This window comes from Variovorax sp. PMC12, assembly GCF_003019815.1.
In the GTDB taxonomy this organism is placed as follows: Bacteria; Pseudomonadota; Gammaproteobacteria; order Burkholderiales; family Burkholderiaceae_C; genus Variovorax.
The window spans coordinates 4,882,807-4,899,904 of sequence record NZ_CP027773.1 but is presented as its reverse complement, the minus strand read 5'-3'; the positions used below and the strand labels follow the sequence as shown (position 1 = coordinate 4,899,904).

General features: G+C 69.0%; 19 protein-coding genes. 12 read left to right on the top strand and 7 right to left on the bottom strand.

The genetic code is table 11. The features are described 5' to 3' along the window. Nucleotides 1–76 precede the first annotated feature (76 nt). Nucleotides 77–946, bottom strand: coding sequence for a UDP-2,3-diacylglucosamine diphosphatase (locus C4F17_RS22825; protein ID WP_106936768.1), 870 nt, complete (start codon nt 944–946; stop codon nt 77–79). Between the two features lie 94 nt (nt 947–1,040). On the opposite strand from C4F17_RS22825, the gene C4F17_RS22820 reads away from it, so the two are divergent. After that, nucleotides 1,041–2,783 (top strand): lysoplasmalogenase family protein, encoded by a 1,743-nt coding sequence (locus C4F17_RS22820; protein ID WP_106936767.1) that lies wholly within the window; start codon nt 1,041–1,043, stop codon nt 2,781–2,783. A gap of 41 nt (nt 2,784–2,824) precedes the next feature. Here C4F17_RS22820 and dmeF read toward each other — a convergent pair whose 3' ends face one another. After that, nucleotides 2,825–3,781: a CDF family Co(II)/Ni(II) efflux transporter DmeF gene (dmeF, locus tag C4F17_RS22815; RefSeq protein ID WP_106936766.1), complete on the bottom strand. Its 957-nt coding sequence runs from the start codon at nt 3,779–3,781 to the stop codon at nt 2,825–2,827. Between the two features lie 7 nt (nt 3,782–3,788). Continuing rightward, nucleotides 3,789–4,853 carry a Holliday junction branch migration DNA helicase RuvB gene (ruvB, locus tag C4F17_RS22810; RefSeq protein WP_106936765.1) on the bottom strand — a complete coding sequence of 355 codons (1,065 nt, stop codon included), beginning with the start codon at nt 4,851–4,853 and terminating at the stop codon, nt 3,789–3,791. Between the two features lie 84 nt (nt 4,854–4,937). Here ruvB and C4F17_RS22805 point away from each other — a divergent pair, with 84 nt between their 5' ends. From C4F17_RS22805 to C4F17_RS22775, 7 genes are read left to right on the top strand one after another with little or no spacing between them, the layout of a single operon-like run. Then, nucleotides 4,938–5,561: a CDP-alcohol phosphatidyltransferase family protein gene (locus C4F17_RS22805; protein WP_106936764.1), complete on the top strand. Its 624-nt coding sequence runs from the start codon at nt 4,938–4,940 to the stop codon at nt 5,559–5,561. Nucleotides 5,562–5,587: 26 nt separating this feature from the next. Then, on the top strand, nt 5,588–7,354 hold the full coding sequence (locus C4F17_RS22800; protein WP_106936763.1) for a bifunctional alpha/beta hydrolase/class I SAM-dependent methyltransferase: 1,767 nt from the start codon (nt 5,588–5,590) through the stop codon (nt 7,352–7,354). Beyond that, a complete protein-coding gene (locus C4F17_RS22795) occupies nt 7,351–8,697 on the top strand; it encodes a phosphatase PAP2/dual specificity phosphatase family protein (RefSeq protein ID WP_106936762.1) in 1,347 nt (448 codons plus the stop codon). Before C4F17_RS22800 ends, C4F17_RS22795 begins: the two co-directional genes overlap by 4 nt. Continuing rightward, complete coding sequence (locus C4F17_RS22790) at nt 8,690–9,160, top strand: hypothetical protein (RefSeq protein ID WP_106936761.1); 471 nt, start codon at nt 8,690–8,692, stop codon at nt 9,158–9,160. Before C4F17_RS22795 ends, C4F17_RS22790 begins: the two co-directional genes overlap by 8 nt. Nucleotides 9,161–9,210: 50 nt before the next feature. Continuing rightward, nucleotides 9,211–9,891 (top strand): lysophospholipid acyltransferase family protein, encoded by a 681-nt coding sequence (locus tag C4F17_RS22785; protein WP_106937665.1) that lies wholly within the window; start codon nt 9,211–9,213, stop codon nt 9,889–9,891. Continuing rightward, on the top strand, nt 9,888–10,841 hold the full coding sequence (locus tag C4F17_RS22780) for a phosphatidate cytidylyltransferase (RefSeq protein WP_081269701.1): 954 nt from the start codon (nt 9,888–9,890) through the stop codon (nt 10,839–10,841). Before C4F17_RS22785 ends, C4F17_RS22780 begins: the two co-directional genes overlap by 4 nt. Beyond that, nucleotides 10,838–11,440 (top strand): YdeI/OmpD-associated family protein, encoded by a 603-nt coding sequence (locus C4F17_RS22775; protein ID WP_106937664.1) that lies wholly within the window; start codon nt 10,838–10,840, stop codon nt 11,438–11,440. Before C4F17_RS22780 ends, C4F17_RS22775 begins: the two co-directional genes overlap by 4 nt. A 23-nt stretch (nt 11,441–11,463) precedes the next feature. Here C4F17_RS22775 and C4F17_RS22770 read toward each other — a convergent pair whose 3' ends face one another. Continuing rightward, on the bottom strand, nt 11,464–12,351 hold the full coding sequence (locus C4F17_RS22770) for a hypothetical protein (RefSeq protein WP_106936760.1): 888 nt from the start codon (nt 12,349–12,351) through the stop codon (nt 11,464–11,466). After that, nucleotides 12,348–12,920, bottom strand: a complete 573-nt coding sequence (gene ruvA / locus C4F17_RS22765; protein WP_106936759.1) for a Holliday junction branch migration protein RuvA — start codon at nt 12,918–12,920, stop codon at nt 12,348–12,350. The genes C4F17_RS22770 and ruvA overlap by 4 nt, the downstream gene beginning before the upstream one ends. A gap of 168 nt (nt 12,921–13,088) precedes the next feature. On the opposite strand from ruvA, the gene C4F17_RS22760 reads away from it, so the two are divergent. Beyond that, nucleotides 13,089–14,036 (top strand): PhoH family protein, encoded by a 948-nt coding sequence (locus tag C4F17_RS22760; RefSeq protein ID WP_081269709.1) that lies wholly within the window; start codon nt 13,089–13,091, stop codon nt 14,034–14,036. A gap of 1 nt (nt 14,037) precedes the next feature. Continuing rightward, nucleotides 14,038–14,505 (top strand): rRNA maturation RNase YbeY, encoded by a 468-nt coding sequence (ybeY, locus tag C4F17_RS22755; RefSeq protein ID WP_106936758.1) that lies wholly within the window; start codon nt 14,038–14,040, stop codon nt 14,503–14,505. Nucleotides 14,506–14,519: 14 nt separating this feature from the next. On the opposite strand, the gene dtd is transcribed toward ybeY, so the two are convergent. Together dtd and C4F17_RS22745 are read right to left on the bottom strand one after the other, a co-directional pair. Continuing rightward, nucleotides 14,520–14,963: a D-aminoacyl-tRNA deacylase gene (gene dtd / locus C4F17_RS22750; RefSeq protein WP_106936757.1), complete on the bottom strand. Its 444-nt coding sequence runs from the start codon at nt 14,961–14,963 to the stop codon at nt 14,520–14,522. Next, complete coding sequence (locus tag C4F17_RS22745) at nt 14,960–15,877, bottom strand: cation diffusion facilitator family transporter (protein WP_106936756.1); 918 nt, start codon at nt 15,875–15,877, stop codon at nt 14,960–14,962. Before C4F17_RS22745 ends, dtd begins: the two co-directional genes overlap by 4 nt. Nucleotides 15,878–16,028: 151 nt before the next feature. On the opposite strand from C4F17_RS22745, the gene C4F17_RS22740 reads away from it, so the two are divergent. Together C4F17_RS22740 and C4F17_RS22735 are read left to right on the top strand one after the other, a co-directional pair. Further along, nucleotides 16,029–16,493 (top strand): FecR family protein, encoded by a 465-nt coding sequence (locus tag C4F17_RS22740; RefSeq protein WP_106936755.1) that lies wholly within the window; start codon nt 16,029–16,031, stop codon nt 16,491–16,493. After that, the gene (locus tag C4F17_RS22735; protein ID WP_106936754.1) at nt 16,490–17,089 is read left to right on the top strand and encodes an OmpA family protein; all 600 of its coding nucleotides are present in this window, start codon (nt 16,490–16,492) and stop codon (nt 17,087–17,089) included. The genes C4F17_RS22740 and C4F17_RS22735 overlap by 4 nt, the downstream gene beginning before the upstream one ends. Nucleotides 17,090–17,098: the final 9 nt, after the last annotated feature.

Here is a 17,098-nt window from a genome sequence, read left to right as displayed (position 1 = left end):
TGCACCACGCAGTGTGCGCCCGGAATGCCCGGGCGGCATCGTCGGATCGGACGAAGATCGGGCGGGAGCAGCCCTCTCAGGCCGCGATGGCTTCGCGCGTCGCCGCCGCCTTCGACGGCACGGGCATGTGCCGGGCCCAGTCGATGATCTCGAGGCTGCCGTCGGCGTGCTCGGCCAATGCAGTGAGGCTCTCGACCCAGTCGCCGTCGTTGCAGTAGAGGATGCCGTCGATGTCGCGCATCTCGGCATGGTGGATGTGGCCGCAGACCACGCCCTGGGCGCCGCGGTTGCGGGCCTCGCGGGCCACGGCATTCTCGAAGTCGCCCACGTAGCTCACGGCGCGCTTGACCTTGCCCTTGAGGTATTTGGAGAGCGACCAGTACGGCAGCCCCATGCGCGCGCGCAGCGAATTGAGGTGGCGGTTGAGCTTGAGCGTGAATTCGTAGAGCGAGTCGCCCACGTAGGCGAGCCACTTGGCGCACTGGATCACGCCGTCGAACAGGTCGCCGTGGATGATCCAGAGCTTGCGGCCGTCGGCCGTCTCGTGGATCCATTCGTCGGCCACGTCGATGCCGCCGAAGTTGTGATGCAGGTACTTGCGGGCGAACTCGTCGTGGTTGCCCGGAATGAAGATCACGCGCGTGCCCTTGCGCGCCTTGCGCAGCAGCTTCTGGATCACGTCGTTGTGCGCCTGCGGCCAGTACCAGTGGCGCTTGAGCTGCCAGCCGTCGATGATGTCGCCGACCAGGAACAGGGTCTCGCACTCGGTGTGCTTCAGGAAGTCGAGCAGTGCGCGGGCCTGGCAGCCGGGCGTGCCCAGGTGCAGGTCGGAGATCCAGAGGGTGCGGAATTGCAGCGGTGGACGTGCGCGATCTTCGTCCTCGGGGTCGAGGGCCTGGGTGGCGGAGTCGCGCCATGCGCGAAGGAAAGCGTCGTCGCGTTGCATGGACGGGTAGGCTCCCACCGGCCCATGACCGCGCGATGGCACACCCGTGACATCCCGGTGACGCGTTGCCGCCCGGCAACGCCACAATGCCGCGATGCGCCCCGGCCAGATCATCGTTCTTGCAACACCTGTCTTCTTTCTTCTTATCGCGATCGAATTCGCGGTGGGCCGCGCGCGCGCCCGCCGTGGCACGGGACGCGACACCTACCGCCTGGCCGACGCGTTGAACAGCATCGGCCTGGGCATGCTGAGCCAGATCAGCGCGGTGCTCACCGGGCTGCTGCGCATCGGCATCTACTCGGCGGTGTATTCGGCGGTGGCGCTTTTTCCTTTGGAGGCAGCGAAGGAGTTCTGGACCACCTGGTACGGCTGGCTGCTGGCGCTGGTGTTCTACGACTTCTGCTACTACTGGCTGCACCGCATGGGCCACGAGTCGGCGGTGCTGTGGGCGGCGCACGTGGTGCACCACCAGAGCCAGCACTACAACCTGTCGACCGCCCTGCGGCAGACCTCCAGCGGCACGCTGTTCAGCTGGATCTTCTACCTGCCGATGGCCGTGGCCGGCGTGCCGCCGCTGGTGTTCGGCGTGGTGGCGCTCATCGACCTGCTCTACCAGTTCTGGGTGCATACCGAGCAGGTGGGCAAGCTGGGCTGGTTCGACCGCTGGTTCTGCTCCCCGTCGAACCACCGGGTGCACCACGCGGTGAACGATAACTACCTCGACCGCAACTACGGCGGCATCCTGATCGTGTGGGACCGCATGTTCGGCACCTTCCGCGAGGAAGACGAGCGCTGCGTGTACGGCACGCGCGGCGAGCTGCGCAGCTGGGACCCGCTGTGGGCCAACGCCGAGGTGTACTGGGCGCTGGCCAGGGATTCATGGCATGCGAAGAGCTGGGCCGACAAGCTGCGCGTGTGGCTCAAGCCGCCGGGCTGGCGGCCGGCGGACGTGGCGGCGCGTTTTCCGAAGCCGCCCTTCGACATCTCCAAGGTCGCGCGCTACGAGCCCGAGGTGAGCCTTGGCGTGCAGTGGTTCGCGGGGCTGCAGTTCCTGCTGCTGGTCGGCTGCGCGGTGGTCTTCCTGTGGTTCTCCGACGTCATGCCGCTGCCGCAAGCGGCCGTGTGGCTCGCCGCGCTGACGGCGAGCCTCTGGGCCATCGGCGGTGTGCTGCAGGGGCGGCTGAGCGTGACCGAGGTGCTGTTCATCGAAGCGGCCGCCCTGGCCACGGCGAGCGCGGCGCTGGGCATCGGCTGGCTGCATCTCGTCTTCAAGCCGCTGGCGCTGGCCATCGCGATCTTCTTCGCGGCCAGGCGGGCGATGGCGGCGGGCACGGTGACCCGGTTCGACGGGCTGCTGCTCACCGGGCTGGCGGCTTCGCTCGCAGGCGACGTGCTGCTGATGGGCCCGGCGACGCTGTTCGTGCCCGGGCTCGTGACCTTCCTGCTGGCACACCTGGCGTACATCGCGCTGTTCAGCATGGGAGTCGGCATGTTTCCCCGGCGCGGGGTGCTGGCCGCGACGCTGCTGATCGGCGCGGGCATGTATGCGTTCCTGTGGCTGGGCGGACTGCCCGCAGCCCTGCGGATTCCGGTCGCGGCCTATGTGGTGGTGATCGCCTGCATGGCGGCGCAGGCGATCGGGCGCGCGGCCGTGCTGCACGCCACGGACCCATCCGCGCGGTGGGTGGCGGTGGGGGCATGCTTCTTCATGCTGAGCGATTCGCTGCTGGCGACGAACCGGTTCGTGACGCCGCTGCCGCTGGCGTCGTTGTGGGTACTGGGCACTTACTACACGGCGCAGATGTTGATAGTGCGGAACGCGCGGCCCAAGGGCTGACTTTGTGTTTCTCCTTCCCCCAGAGGGGGAAGGAGCAAAACCTAGTCCACGCAGCGCTGGATCTCGACCGTCGAGTGGCGGATCTCCTCGTGCATCGAGAAGCAGGCTCGCACCTGGTCGGCCGTCAGCGTGGGCGAGTGCGTCACCACCGTGAGCGCACAGGCGTAAGCCTCGCGGCCCACGCGCCACACATGCAGGTCGGCCACGCGGGTTTCGGAATCGGCCAGCAGGGTCTCGACGCCTTCGCGGATTTCCTCGGTCACCGGGTGGTCCATCTCGCGGTCGAGCAGCACCTTGCCGGTTTCCTTCAGCAGCCCCTTGGCCCAGGCCGCCACCAGCACCGCGCCGACGATGCCCATCGCCGGGTCGAGCCAGGCCCAGCCGTAGAACCAGCCGCCCAGCAGCGCCGCGATGGCCAGCACCGAGGTGGCGGCGTCGGCCACGACGTGGATGTAGGCGGAGCGCAGGTTCAGGTCATGGCCGTGGCCATGGTCGTGGTGGTGGTGGTCGTGTGCATGCCCATGGTCGTGCCCGTGATGATGGTGCGCCCCACCCAGCAGCCTCGCGCAGACGAGGTTGACCACCAGCCCCAGCACCGCCACCGAGATCGCCTCGGGGTAGTGGATGGCCGCGGGCGACCACAGCCGCTCCAGCGAGCCCACCACCATCAGCACCGCAATGCCCAGCAGCGCCAGCGCGCTGGCAAAGCCGCCGAGCACTTCGATCTTCCAGGTGCCGAAGGCGAAGCGCGGATCGCGCGCATAGCGCCGCGAGGCGGCATAGGCGAAGGCGCTCAGGCCGATGGCCAATGCATGCGAACTCATGTGCCAGCCGTCGGCCAGCAGCGCCATCGAGTTGAACCACCACCCCGCGCCGATCTCGGCCACCATCATCACGGCGGTGATCCACATCACGAGGCGGGTGCTGCGCTCGGCGGAGGTGTTGTCCGCGCCGAACTGGTGGTCGTGCCGCCAGGCGCTCAGGTCATGGGTGTGCATGGGATGCTCAGGCTCCGAAGAGATCGGGAACGTCGCCGCGGCCCGATGGGGGCGCCACGCCAAGGTGGCGGTAGGCCGCCAGCGTGGCGATGCGACCGCGCGGCGTGCGTTGCAGGTAGCCCTGCTGTATGAGGTAGGGCTCGATCACGTCCTCGATGGTGTCGCGCTCCTCGCCGATGCTGGCCGCCACGTTGTCCAGCCCGACCGGGCCGCCGTCGAAGCGGTGGATCACGGCCTCGAGCAGCTTGCGGTCCATCAGGTCGAAGCCCTGCGGATCGACGTCGAGCATGGCCAGCGCCCTGTGCGCGATGTCTTCGGTGATGCGGCCGTTGCCCTTGACCTCGGCGTAGTCGCGCACGCGGCGCAGCAGCCGGTTGGCGATGCGGGGCGTGCCGCGCGAACGGCGGGCGATCTCGAAGCCGCCGGCGGCGTCGGTCTCCACCTTGAGCAGGCCGGCGCTGCGGTGCACGATCAGCGCCAGTTCCTCGGGCGTGTAGAACTCCAGCCGCGCCACGATGCCGAAACGGTCGCGCAGCGGGTTGGTCAGCATGCCGGCGCGGGTGGTGGCGCCCACCAGCGTGAAGGGCTGCAGGTCGAGCTTGATGCTGCGCGCCGCGGGGCCTTCGCCGATCATGATGTCGATCTGGTAGTCCTCCAGCGCGGGGTACAGGATTTCTTCGACGACCGGGCTCAGCCGGTGGATCTCGTCGATGAAGAGCACGTCGTTGGGTTCCAGGTTGGTCAGCAGCGCCGCCAGGTCCTTGGGCTTCTCGAGCACGGGGCCTGAGGTCTGGCGCAGGTTCACGCCCAGTTCGGCCGCGATGATGTGCGACAGCGTGGTCTTGCCCAGGCCGGGCGGGCCGAACAGCAGCACGTGGTCGAGCGCCTCCTTGCGCTTGCGCGCGGCGCCGATGAAGATCTCGAGCTGCTCGCGCACCTTGGCCTGGCCGACGTACTCGTCCAGCAGCTTGGGGCGCAGTGCCCGCTCTATCGCCTCTTCGTTGGGCGATGCGGGGGCCGCGGACACCACGCGTTGGGGGACGGGCGCGAAATCGTCTGTCTGGATAGTCATGAGAGAGGTTTTTCGCCTACGAGTTTAGTACCTGCACACTGGCAGAATGCTCCGGCCATACAAAGAACGAGGGGAAGCCAGCACGTGTCGATCTACGAACTGAAGCCGCGTTTCCAGGCCCTGCTGCGGCCGCTGGTGGTCCGCCTGCATGCGATGGGCGTCACCGCCAACGAGGTCACGCTGGCGGCATGTGTCGTGTCGGTGGTGCTCGGGCTCTGGCTCTTCTTCGCGGCGCCCTCGCCGGCCGCCTTCGCGCTCATTCCGCTGTGGATGTTCCTGCGCATGGCCTTCAACGCCATCGACGGCATGCTGGCACGCGAGCACAACCAGCAGAGCAGGCTGGGCGCCTTCCTCAACGAACTGACCGACGTGGTTTCCGACGCCGCGCTCTACCTGCCCTTCGCGCTGGTGGCGCCGTTCAGCGGCTTCTGGGTCGGCACGGTGATCGTGCTGGCCGGCCTGAGCGAATTCGCCGGGGCGCTGGGCCCCACGGTGGGCGCCTCGCGCCGCTACGACGGCCCGCTGGGCAAGAGCGACCGGGCCTTCGTGTTCGGCGCGCTCGGCCTCTATGTGGCGCTGGGCTGGCCGCTGCCGGGCTGGACGTCCTGGCTGATGCCGCTGCTGGCACTGCTGGTGGCCTGGACCACCGCCAACCGCATCCGCCGCGCGCTGGCCGAGGCCGAGGCGGGCATCCCCGCCAGCCACTGACACAGAACAAGACTCACAGGGATTCAATGACCGACATCACGCAACGCGTTCCGCAAGAACACCACTTCCAGACGCACGACGGCGAATCGCTGTTCTACCGCCACTGGCCCGCCACCGGCGGCGCACGGCGCGGCGCCGTCCTGCTGTTCCACCGCGGCCATGAACACGGCGCGCGCATGGCGCACCTGGTCGACGAACTCGACCTGCCCGACTTCGACTTCTTCGCCTGGGACGCGCGCGGCCACGGCCGCTCGCCGGGCCAGCGCGGCTACAGCCCCAGCTTCGGCACCTCGGTGCGCGACGTGCAGACCTTCGTGCAGCACATTGGCGCCGCGCACGGCGTGCCCGAGCACGACATCCACGTGGTCGCGCAAAGCGTGGGCGCGGTGCTGATCGCCACCTGGGCGCACGACTACGCGCCCAAGGTGCGCGGCCTCACGCTCGCCTCGCCGGCCTTCAAGGTCAAGCTCTACGTGCCGTTCGCGCGGCCCGGCCTCGCGCTGATGCACAAGCTGCGCGGGCTGTTCTTCGTCAACAGCTACGTGAAGGCCAAGTTCCTCACGCACGACCCCGAGCGCATCGCCAGCTACGAGAGCGACCCACTCATCAGCCGCCCCATCGCGGTCAACATCCTGCTGGGCCTGTACGAGGCGGCCGACCGCGTGGTGGCCGACGCCAACGCGATCACGCTGCCGGTGCAGCTGCTCATATCGGGCGCCGACTGGGTGGTGCACCACAAGCCGCAGCACCAGTTCTTCGAGCGGCTGGGCAGCGCCGTGAAGACCAAGACCGAGCTGCCGGGCTTCTTCCACGACACGCTGGGCGAGAAAGACCGTGCGCCGGCGGTGGCACAGATCCGCGAATTCATCCTTCAGCGCTTCGACGAGCCGGCCGTGCCGGTCGACCGCCGCGAGGCGCACCTGAGCGGCGACACCGCCGACGAGTCGCGCGCGCTGGCCGAGCCGCTGTCGCCCCTGTCGCCGCGCGGCGCCTACTGGGCCATGACCCGCGCCGGGCTGAAGCTGGGCGGGAAGATGTCCGAGGGCATCAAGCTGGGCCACGACACCGGCTTCGACTCCGGCAGCACGCTCGACTACGTGTACCGCAACCAGCCCAGGGGCGGCTCGTTCATCGGCCGGTCCATCGACAAGACCTATCTGGAATCGATCGGCTGGCGCGGCATCCGCCAGCGCAAGATCCACGTCGAGGAGCTGCTGCGCATCGCAATGGAGCGGCTGGCCGAAATGCACCGCGAGGTGCGCGTGATGGACATCGCCGCCGGCCACGGCCGCTACGTGCTCGACGCGGTGCTCGCGAGCCCGGTCAAGGCCAGCTCGATCCTGCTGCGCGACTACAGCGACATCAACGTGCGCGACGGCCGCGCGCTCATCGCCGAGAAGGGCCTGGAAGACGTCGCGCAGTTCGTGCAGGCCGACGCCTTCGACCGCATGAGCCTCGCGAGCGTGACGCCGCGGCCCACGCTGGCGGTGGTGTCGGGCCTGTACGAGCTGTTCCCCGACAACGAGATGGTGCGCCGCTCGCTCGCGGGCGTCGGCGACGCGGTGGAAGACCGCGGCTACCTGGTCTACACCGGCCAGCCCTGGCATCCGCAGCTCGAGATGATCGCGCGCGCCCTCACCAGCCACCGCCAGGGCGAGGCCTGGGTGATGCGCCGCCGCACCCAGTACGAGATGGACCAGCTGGTGGAGGAAGCGGGCTTCCGAAAGATCGACCAGCGCATCGACGAGTGGGGCATCTTCACGGTTTCGCTGGCGGTGCGCACCGAGCGATGAGCGCGCGGCTGGCACGACGGCCCTGGAAGCGCGCCGCCGCATGGCTGGTGTTCCTCGGGCCGTTGTTCTATGCGACCTACGGCTTCGCCAACTGGTGGGCGACCACGCGGGCCCACGTGCCGTCGATGGCCTTCGGCTGGGAGCGTCAGATTCCGTTCTGGCAGTGGACGATCTTTCCGTACTGGACGATCAACGTCTTCTACGCGCTGTCGCTGTTCCTCGCGCGCAGCAGGCACACGCTCGACCGGCATGCGCTGCGGCTGGTGACGGCCACACTGGTTGCCTGCACCTGCTTCATCCTCTGGCCGCTGCACTTCAGCTTCGGCCAGCCGCCGGTCGACGGTGCGCCGGCCTTCCTGTTCAACGCGCTGCGCGGGTTCGACCAGCCCTTCAACCAGGCGCCGTCGCTGCACATCGCGCTGGCGGTGATCCTGTGGGACTGGTACCGGCAGTTCATCCACCCGCTGTGGGCGCGGCTGGTGCTGCATGTGTGGGCCTTCGCCATCTGCGCGTCGGTGCTCACGACGTGGCAGCACCACTTCATCGACATCCCGACCGGTGCGCTGCTCGGGCTGTTCTGCGTGTGGCTGTGGCCGCTGGAGCGCGTGGTGTCGATGCCGCGCGCGTGGCGCGTCACCCGCGACCCGCGGCGATGGAAGCTGGCGGGTTTCTATGCGGTAGGCGCGGCGCTGTTCCTGGCGGCCGCGCTCTACGGCGGCGGCGTCGCGCTGTGGCTGGCATGGCCGGCCGCGTCGCTCGCGCTGGTGGCGCTCAACTACATCGGCTTTGGCGCGCGCGGTTTCCAGATGGACGGGCATGGCCGCATGGGCTGGGCCGCGCGCTGGCTGTTCGCGCCGTACCGGCTGGGCGCGGCAGTCAATGCCTGGCTCTGGACGCGCAAGCTGCCGGCCTCGGTCGAGGTGGTGCCCGGCGTGCGGCTGGGCCGCCGGCCGACGCGCGCCGAATGGCTCGCGGCCGGCCGGCCCCGGCTGGTGAGCCTGTGCGCCGAGCTGCAGTTGCCGTCCGGCGTGCCGCATGCGCGCTGCGTGCCGCTGCTCGACCTGACGGTGCCGCCGCCGGTGCGGCTGCAGCGCGCGGCGGCGGTCATCGAAGGGCAGCGCCGCGCTGCCGGCAGCGCGCCGGTGTGGGTGTGCTGCGCGCTCGGCTTCTCGCGCAGCGCCGCCGCGGTGATCGCCTGGCTGGACCGCTACGGCGCTGCCGGCGGCGTCGCGCAGGCCGAAGACGCGGTGCGCCGCGCACGTCCGCAGATCGTGCTTCGGCGGGCATGGCGCGTATCGCTGGAGGCCCTGAACCCCGCCGCGGAGGCACGCACCCATGAATGACAACGACCGCGCCACCTGCGCCACGCTGGCCGGACTGCTGCGCGCCGCTGCCGTGCTGGCCCTGTGGGGCTTCGCGCTGACATGCATCGCGGCGCTGGTGCTCGCGCTGACGCTGCGCTCGCTCTCGACCACCGCCACCATGAGCCTCGGCGCCGTCGTGATCCTGGGCGCGCTGGAGCGCTACTTTTCATTCCGGCTGCGCTTCGACGAGGCGCTGTTCGACGGCCTTGCGAAGGGCCGCATCGCGTCGCTGGAGGCGCTCGACGGCGCGCTGTCGACACTCGGCCTGCGCGAGACACAGCAACAGCAACAGCAACAGCAACAGCAACAGCAGCCACGCACCACCCGCCCGCTCGACGACCGCGTGGCCGGCACCCGCCAGCTCATGCAGCGCCACGCCATCGTGGTGGCCTGCCAGAGCGCCATGTTCCTCCTTGCCTTGATGACACAGGACATCTCTTGACCGAAGCAGACGACAACAACAAGAACGACAAGCCGCCGGCCGAAAGCACGGTGCTGCGGCGCGCGCTCGCCGTGGTGGTGGGGAAACTCATCATCGGCGTGGCCGGCCTGCTGACCGGCGTGCGCGCCATCTGGTCGGGCACGAGCCCCAAGGCCGAGCAGACGCTGTACTTCGCCAACCACACGAGCCACGGCGACTTCGTGCTGCTGTGGGCGACGCTGCCGCCCGACCTGCGCGCGCTCACGCGGCCGGTGGCTGGGCAGGACTACTGGGAGGCCTCCAGGCTGCGCAACTTCATCGGCCGCGACGTGTTCAACGCGCTCATGATCCGGCGCGACGGCTCGGGCCAGGGCGGCAATCCGGTCGACCAGATGAAGGAGGCGCTGGAAGGCGGCGACTCGCTCATCATGTTCCCGGAAGGCACGCGCAACACCGGCGACGACATCCTGCTGCCGCTCAAGAGCGGCCTCTTCCACCTGGCGCGCGCCTGCCCCAACGTGCGGCTGGTGCCGGTGTGGATCGAGAACTTGAAGCGCGTGCTGCCCAAGGGCGTGCTGCTGCCGATTCCGCTGGCCTGCACGGTGCGCTTCGGCACGCCCATCACGCTGGGCGAAGGCGAAGACAAGGTGTCGTTCCTGGCACGGGCGCGCGCCGCCATGCTCGACATGCGCCCCGAGTACGACCGCGTTCCCGAACAAGAAAAAACAACGACAACGACGACGACGCCATGAACATCTCCGCTTCCACCCAGACCACGCTGGAGCTGTTCGGCGGCGTCGCGGGCGTGCTCATCCTGGCCTCGGCCATCGGTGCGCTGCTCAAGTGGCGCGTGGCGCACGGCCAGCCCAACTCGGTGATCGACAACCTCAACGCGCGCGTCAACGCCTGGTGGGTGATGGTGGCGGTGATCGGCATTGCCTTCGCCTTCGGCAAGGGCGGCGTGATCGTGCTGTTCTACCTGATCTCTTTCTATGCGCTGCGCGAGTTCATCAGCCTGGCCTACACCCGGCGCGGCGACCACGGCGCCATTGCGCTGGCCTTCTACCTCGCGCTGCCGGGGCAGTACTTCCTGATCTGGATCGACTGGTACGGGCTCTACGCCATCTACATCCCGGTCTATGCCTTCCTGCTGCTGCCCATTCTTGCGGCGGTGGGCGGCGACACGCAGCGCTTCCTGGAGCGCACCTCGAAGATCCAGTGGGGCCTGATGGTGTGCGTGTTTTGCATCAGCCACGTGCCCGCGCTGCTGACGCTGCAGATCCCCGGCTTCGAGGGCCGCAACCTGCTGCTGATCGCCTTCCTCGTCATCGTGGTGCAGGGCAGCGACGTGCTCCAGTACGTATGGGGCAAGCTCTTCGGCAAGCGCAAGGTGGCGCCCGAGCTGTCGCCTTCCAAGACCTGGGAGGGCCTGATCGGCGGCGTGGCGAGCGCCACCGCGCTGGGCGCTGCGCTCTACTGGGCCACGCCCTTCAACCCGTGGCAGGCGGCGCTGATGGCGCTCACCATCTGCCTCATGGGCTTCTTCGGCGGGCTGGTGATGTCGGCCATCAAGCGCGACCGCGGCGTGAAGGACTGGGGCTCGATGATCGAGGGCCACGGCGGCATGCTCGACCGGCTCGATTCGGTGATCTTCGCGGCGCCCATCTATTTCCACGCGCTGCGCTACTGGTGGGTGCCGTGAGCAAGGCGGCCAAAGACGCGGAGCGCGTGGCGCACGACACGCCCGTCGAGTGCGCCAACGCCGCGTCGTGGACGCGCTGGCTCGAGCGCCACCACGCCAGCGCCGCCGGCGTGTGGCTGCGCATCGCCAAGAAGGACAGCGGCATCGCCTCCATCGACCACCCCGCCGCGCTGGAAGAGGCGCTGTGCTGGGGCTGGATCGACGGCCAGCGCAAGAGCGACGACGCGCAATACTTTCTGCAGCGCTTCACGCCGCGCACCAGGCGCAGCATCTGGTCGCAGATCAACCGCGCCAAGGTGCTGAAGCTCATCGACGAAGGCCGCATGCAACCGGCCGGGCTGGCCGAGATCGAGCGCGCAAAGGCCGACGGCCGATGGGACGCGGCCTACGAGGGCGTCGCCGCGGCCACGGTGCCGCCCGACCTGCAGGCCGCGCTGGACGCCAACAAGAAGGCCGCGAAGTTCTTCGCCACGCTCGACTCCCGCAACCGCTTCGCGGTGCTGTTCCGCACCCAGGGCGCGAAGAAGCCCGAGACCCGCGCGCGCCGCATCGCGCAGTTCGTCGAGATGCTGGCCAAGGGCGAGAAGATCCACCCCTGAAACCGAACTGCACCAACGAGCGGTCAGTCGTCGTCCATGTGCCGTGACCGGCCGAACCAGAAGCCCAGGATCATGCCGACCGTGCCGAAGCCGATCGCGAGCCAGAGGCTCAGGAAGGTGAAGACGTTGTAGCGCCCGGGCTGCTGCGCGAGCGCGCTCGCCAGGTCGGGTTCGTTCAGGCCGCCGAGCCCGCGCGCGGCGGCGAAGTCGAAGCCCGCCGAGCCGAGGAAGTTGAGCGTCAGCAACAGCGGCAGGATGGTGAGCAGCGGAAACCACGCGCCGCGCACCTTGCGCCACGACATCAGCTGCGCCGCCACGAACAACGCCACGCCGACACCGATCAGCCCGAGCACGAAGCGGTCGCGGGCCAGCGGCAGCAGCCATGGCCAGACCCATTGCAGCGGGTAGAGCGGCCATTCCGCCTGCGGCGCCAGGCCGCCGGGGCGCGCAAAGGCCTGCCAGCCCAGCGCGAGCGTGACGCGCCCCACCAGCGCGGACGCACAGGCCACGGCCGCGACGCTCAGGCAGCCGATGCGCAAGGGAGACGAACGCGGCTGCGCAAAGGCATGCGCCGGCAGCACGGGCGACGGAAATTGCCCCGGCCGCCAGACCCGCTTCACCACAATGACCGGCGGCGGCGCCACCGACAGCGCGCCGCGCACCAGCCAGTCGATGGCGAAGATCGCCAGCGCAAAGGCCATCGCGGCCGTCAGCCAGGCGCAGGCGCCCGGCATGTCGACGAAGCCGATCGGCGTGAACATCGGCAGGTTGCCGTACACGAGCCCCGCGCAGCCGTAGGCCAGCAGGATCGGCACGCAGCCGACATGGGCCGCGCGCATCAGCAGTTCGTCGCTGCGGACCGACTCCTGGCCCAGCGCCTGGACGCGTGACCAGGCGCCGCGCAGGCTCACTTGGCCAGCGACTTCAGCGCGAGCTTGATGCCCTCGCTCACCGTCGCGTCCTTCGGCAAAGCCTTCAGCGCGAGCGCGGCTTCCTTGTCGCTGTAGCCCAGCGCGATCAGCGCCTGGAGGATGTCGGCCTGCGCGTCGGAGGCCGCATGCGCCGGCAGGCCGATGTCGGCGCCGAGCTTGCCCTTCAACTCCAGCAGCAGCCGTTCGGCGGTCTTCTTGCCGATGCCCGGGATCTTCACGAGCCGGCCCAGCTCCTGGGTGGTGATCGCCTGCGCCAGTTCGCCCACGCTCATGCCCGACAGCAGGCCCAGCGCGGTGCGCGGCCCCACGCCGGTGATCTTGATGAGCTGGCGAAAAGCCGCACGCTCCTCGGCGGTACCGAAGCCGTAGAGAATCTGCGCGTCCTCGCGCACGACGAAGTGCGTGAGCAGCGACACCTTCGCGCCGACGTTCGGCAGGTTGTAGAACGTGCTCATCGGCACATCGACCTCGTAGCCGACGCCGTTGCAGTCCACCACCACCTGCGGCGGGTTGCGTTCGGCCAGCGTGCCGGTGAGTTTGCCTATCATTGGCTCCCCCCCGTTGCTTGCTCACTTCGTGTAGCCGCTTCCCCCCTCCAGGGGGCAACACCGGCGGCCCGGCAAAGCCGGTTCCGCGGTGTTTCCCGCCTTGGACTGCGTTTTTTCGAGCGTGGCTGGTCTTGCATGGGCTGCCAATTAGATGGAAATGGATACCGCGTGATTCTGCGACACACCTTTACCCCACTGAACAATTCGCGCCTCGGCCACCTGTGCGGACCTCTGGACGCCCACCTGCGCCGCATCGAGGAAGCGCTGGGCGTGAAGATCGCGCACCGCCACGAGCAGTTCAAGGTCGACGGCCCCAAGGCCGCCGCCCAGCGTGCGATGGACGTGCTGCAGGCGCTCTATGAAATCGCCCAGCGCACGATCGACCCGGCCGTGGTGCAGCTCACGCTGGCCGGCGACGGCTCGATGCTCGAGGGCGACGACGACATCGCGATGCTGGTCACCCGCCGCACCGACCTGCGCGCGCGCACGCCCACGCAGGCGGTCTACCTCGACAACATCGCCAAGCACGACATCACCTTCGGCATCGGACCGGCCGGCACCGGCAAGACCTACCTGGCAGTGGCCTGCGCGGTCGATGCGCTGGAGCGCGCGGCGGTGCAGCGCATCGTGCTCACGCGTCCGGCCGTGGAAGCGGGCGAGCGGCTCGGCTTCCTGCCCGGCGACCTGACGCAGAAGGTCGACCCCTACCTGCGCCCGCTGTACGACGCGCTCTACGACCTGATGGGCTACGAGAAGGTGCAGAAGGCCTTCGAGCGCAACGCGCTGGAGATCGCGCCGCTGGCCTTCATGCGCGGGCGCACGCTGAACAACGCCTTCGTGATCCTCGACGAGGCGCAGAACACCACGCCCGAGCAGATGAAGATGTTCCTCACGCGCATCGGCTTCGGCGCGCGCGCGGTGGTGACGGGCGACGTGAGCCAGATCGACCTGCCCAAGCAGCAGCTGAGCGGCCTGATCGACGCCGAGCGCGTGCTCAAGCGCGTGAGCGGCATCGCCATGACGCACTTCACCAGCGCCGACGTGGTGCGCCACCCGCTGGTGGCGAAGATCGTCGACGCCTACGACGGCCAGCGCAAGCGCGCGGGAGCGCACTGAGATGGCCGCATCGAAGCTCCCGGCACTGTCCCTGTCGCTGCAGTTCGGCCGCTTCAAGGGCGTGGAGCGGCACCGCGCCGCCTTGCCGCGCCACAGCGTGACGCGCTGGATCCGCCATGCGCTCGACATCGACGGCGAGATCACCGTGCGCATCGTCGATGCCGAGGAAGGCCAGCGCCTGAACCGCGAGTTCCGCGGCAAGGACTACGCCACCAACGTGCTGACCTTCGACTATGCGCAGAGCCCGCTGGTGATGGCCGACCTGGTGCTGTGCGCGCCGGTGGTGGCGCGCGAGGCGAAGGAGAACCGCAAGACCCTGGCCGACCACTATGCGCATCTGCTGGTGCACGGCACGCTGCATGCGCAGGGCTGGGACCACGAGACCAGCGAGGCCGACGCGGACGAGATGGAGGCCTGCGAGATCGAGATCCTCGCGGGCCTGGGCATCCGCAGCCCGTACGGCAAGTAGCCGGGCGGCGTCGGCTACGCCGTCATCTGCAGCGGGATCGTCACCGGCCCGTCGTTCAGCAGGTGCACCTGCATGTCGGCGCCGAATTCGCCGGTGGCCACCACCGGGTGCGCGGCACGGGCCTGCGCCACGAAATATTCGTAGAGCCGGCGCCCTTCGTCGGGCGGCGCCGCCTGTGTGAAGCTGGGACGGTTGCCGCCGCTCGCGTCGGCCGCGAGCGTGAACTGGCTCACCACCAGCAGGCCGCCGCCGATGTCCTGCACGCTGCGGTTCATCTTGCCGGCCTCGTCGGCAAAGATGCGCAGCTTGAGGATCTTGGCGAGCATGCGGTCGGCCAGCGCATCGACGTCGCCGCGCTCGGCGCACAGCAGAACGAGCAGGCCGGAATCGATGGCGCCGACGGTGCGGCCCGAAATGTCGACGCGTGCATGGGCGACGCGCTGGAGAACGGCTTTCATGGGGGGTGATGTTCGCCGGCCTGGGTGGCGCGGGCTTCCATGGTCAGGGGCAGGAGCTGGATGGTGACGCGCAGGCCCGGCACGGCGTCCATCAGGGACTGCTCGAGCTGGTCGCGCATGCTGGCGGCGTGCTGCAGCGTCCAGTCGCCGGGCACGTGCATGTGGAGGTCGGCAAAGCGGCGCTGGCCGGCGCTGCGCGTCACCATGTCGTCGAAGCGCAGCCGGGTGCCTTCGGGCATGCGGGCGGCGAAAGCGTCGAGGGTGGCGCGCACGGTGGCGAGCGTCTCGGGGTCGAGCGCGCGGTCCATGAGCCCCTGGGACGAACGCCACACCAGCTTCGCGCCCTCGCGCACGATGTTGAGCGCCACGCCGATGGCCAGCACCGGATCGAGCCAGAGCCAGCCGCTGAGCTGCACGCCGACGATGCCGATCACCACCGCGGCCGAGGTCCAGACGTCGGTCATCAGGTGGCGGCCGTCGGCCTCCAGGGCGATGGAGCGGCGTTCGCGGGCGGCCCGGAACAGCATCACGGCCAGCCCGGCGTTGAGGCCCGAGCTCACGACCGACAGCGCCAGGCCCCAGCCGACCTGCTCCAGAGGCTGCGGCGAAAGCAGGCGCTGCACCGACACCCAGAGGATCGCGATGGCCGCGCCGACGATCAGGATGCCCTCGAAGCCCGACGAGAAGTACTCGGCCTTGTGGTGGCCGTAGGGGTGCTCGTCGTCGGCCGGACGCTCGGCGATGGTCACCATGGCCAGCGCGAACATGGCGCTCGCGAGGTTGACGAAGGACTCCATCGCATCCGAGATCAGGCCCATCGAATTGGTGATGTAGCCGGCCGTTCCCTTGAGCACGATGGTGATCAGGGCGACCGCGACGGAGAGGCGAAGCAGGGTCTTGGGGGTCAGCGTCATGCGGGATCGGGTGTGGATTTGGACGAATGGCCACGCAAAAAGCGGTAATAGGCCGCAAGATCCGGCTGAATTTTCGGCCTCGTGTCCATATGTAACGCCTTCGCCTTAATATTTGTGACCGTTGCGAAACATCTCGCGCAGAAAAGTCAGGATGATGAAAAAAACCGTGATCGCCTTGTGCGGCCTCGCCATTGTGGGCTCGGCCGCGCTCGCCCAGACGCCCGCCGCCGAACCGAAGGCAGGCTTCGTGAAGTCCGTGCGCGGCAGCGTGCAGCTGCTCGATGCGGGCGGCGCCGTCCGCAACGCCAGTCCCGGCGATGCGCTGGGCTCCGTGGACCGCATCGTCACCGGGCCCGACTCCTCGGCCTCCGTGGTGATGCGCGACGACACGACGCTGGTGGTCGGCCCCGCGTCGCGCCTCGACCTGAAGGAATTCCATTTCGACGGCACCACGCACGAAGGCGGCATGCTGCTGTCGCTGCTGCGCGGCTCGATGCGCATGATCACCGGCCTGATCGGCAAGACCAACCCCGACGCGGTGCGGGTCGAAACCCAGACAGCCACCATCGGCATCCGTGGCACCGATTTCATCGTTCAAGCGGACGGGCGCCCATGAAGACCCGTTTCGCACTCCTCACCGTCCTCGCGCTGTCGCTCGTCGCATGCTCGACACCCGGCACGCGCGTGGTGCTGCTGCCGCAGGCCGACGGCACGCCTTCCGCCGTGGTGGTTCGCGCCAAGGACGGGGAAGAAGTCCTGTCCAAGCCCTACCAGCGCGCCACCGCCGCCGTCGGTGCCAGCGGCGCCCCGGTCGTCGACCAGGCCGACGCGGCCAAAGTGCAGGCGGAGAACAGGCAGCTGTTCGACATGCGCCCGCCGCCGCCGAAGCGCTACACGGTGTATTTCGAGCTCGGCGGCACCACGCTCACGCCGTCTTCCCAGCTGACCTTGTCCGAGGCGCTGGCCGAAGCGCAGGCGCGCAGCGGCAGCGACATCGTCGTCACCGGCCACACCGACACCAAGGGCTCGATCGAGCAGAACGACGAGCTGTCGCGCCGGCGTGCGCAGGAAGTGGTCCAGCTGCTGGTGGAGCGCCAGTTCCCGTCGCGCCGCATCGAGGCTGTCGGGCGCGGCGAGCGCGAACTGGCGGTACCGACCGCGGACGACGTGGACGAGCCGCGCAACCGGCGCGTCACCATCGAAGTCCGCTAGCGCCGTCCC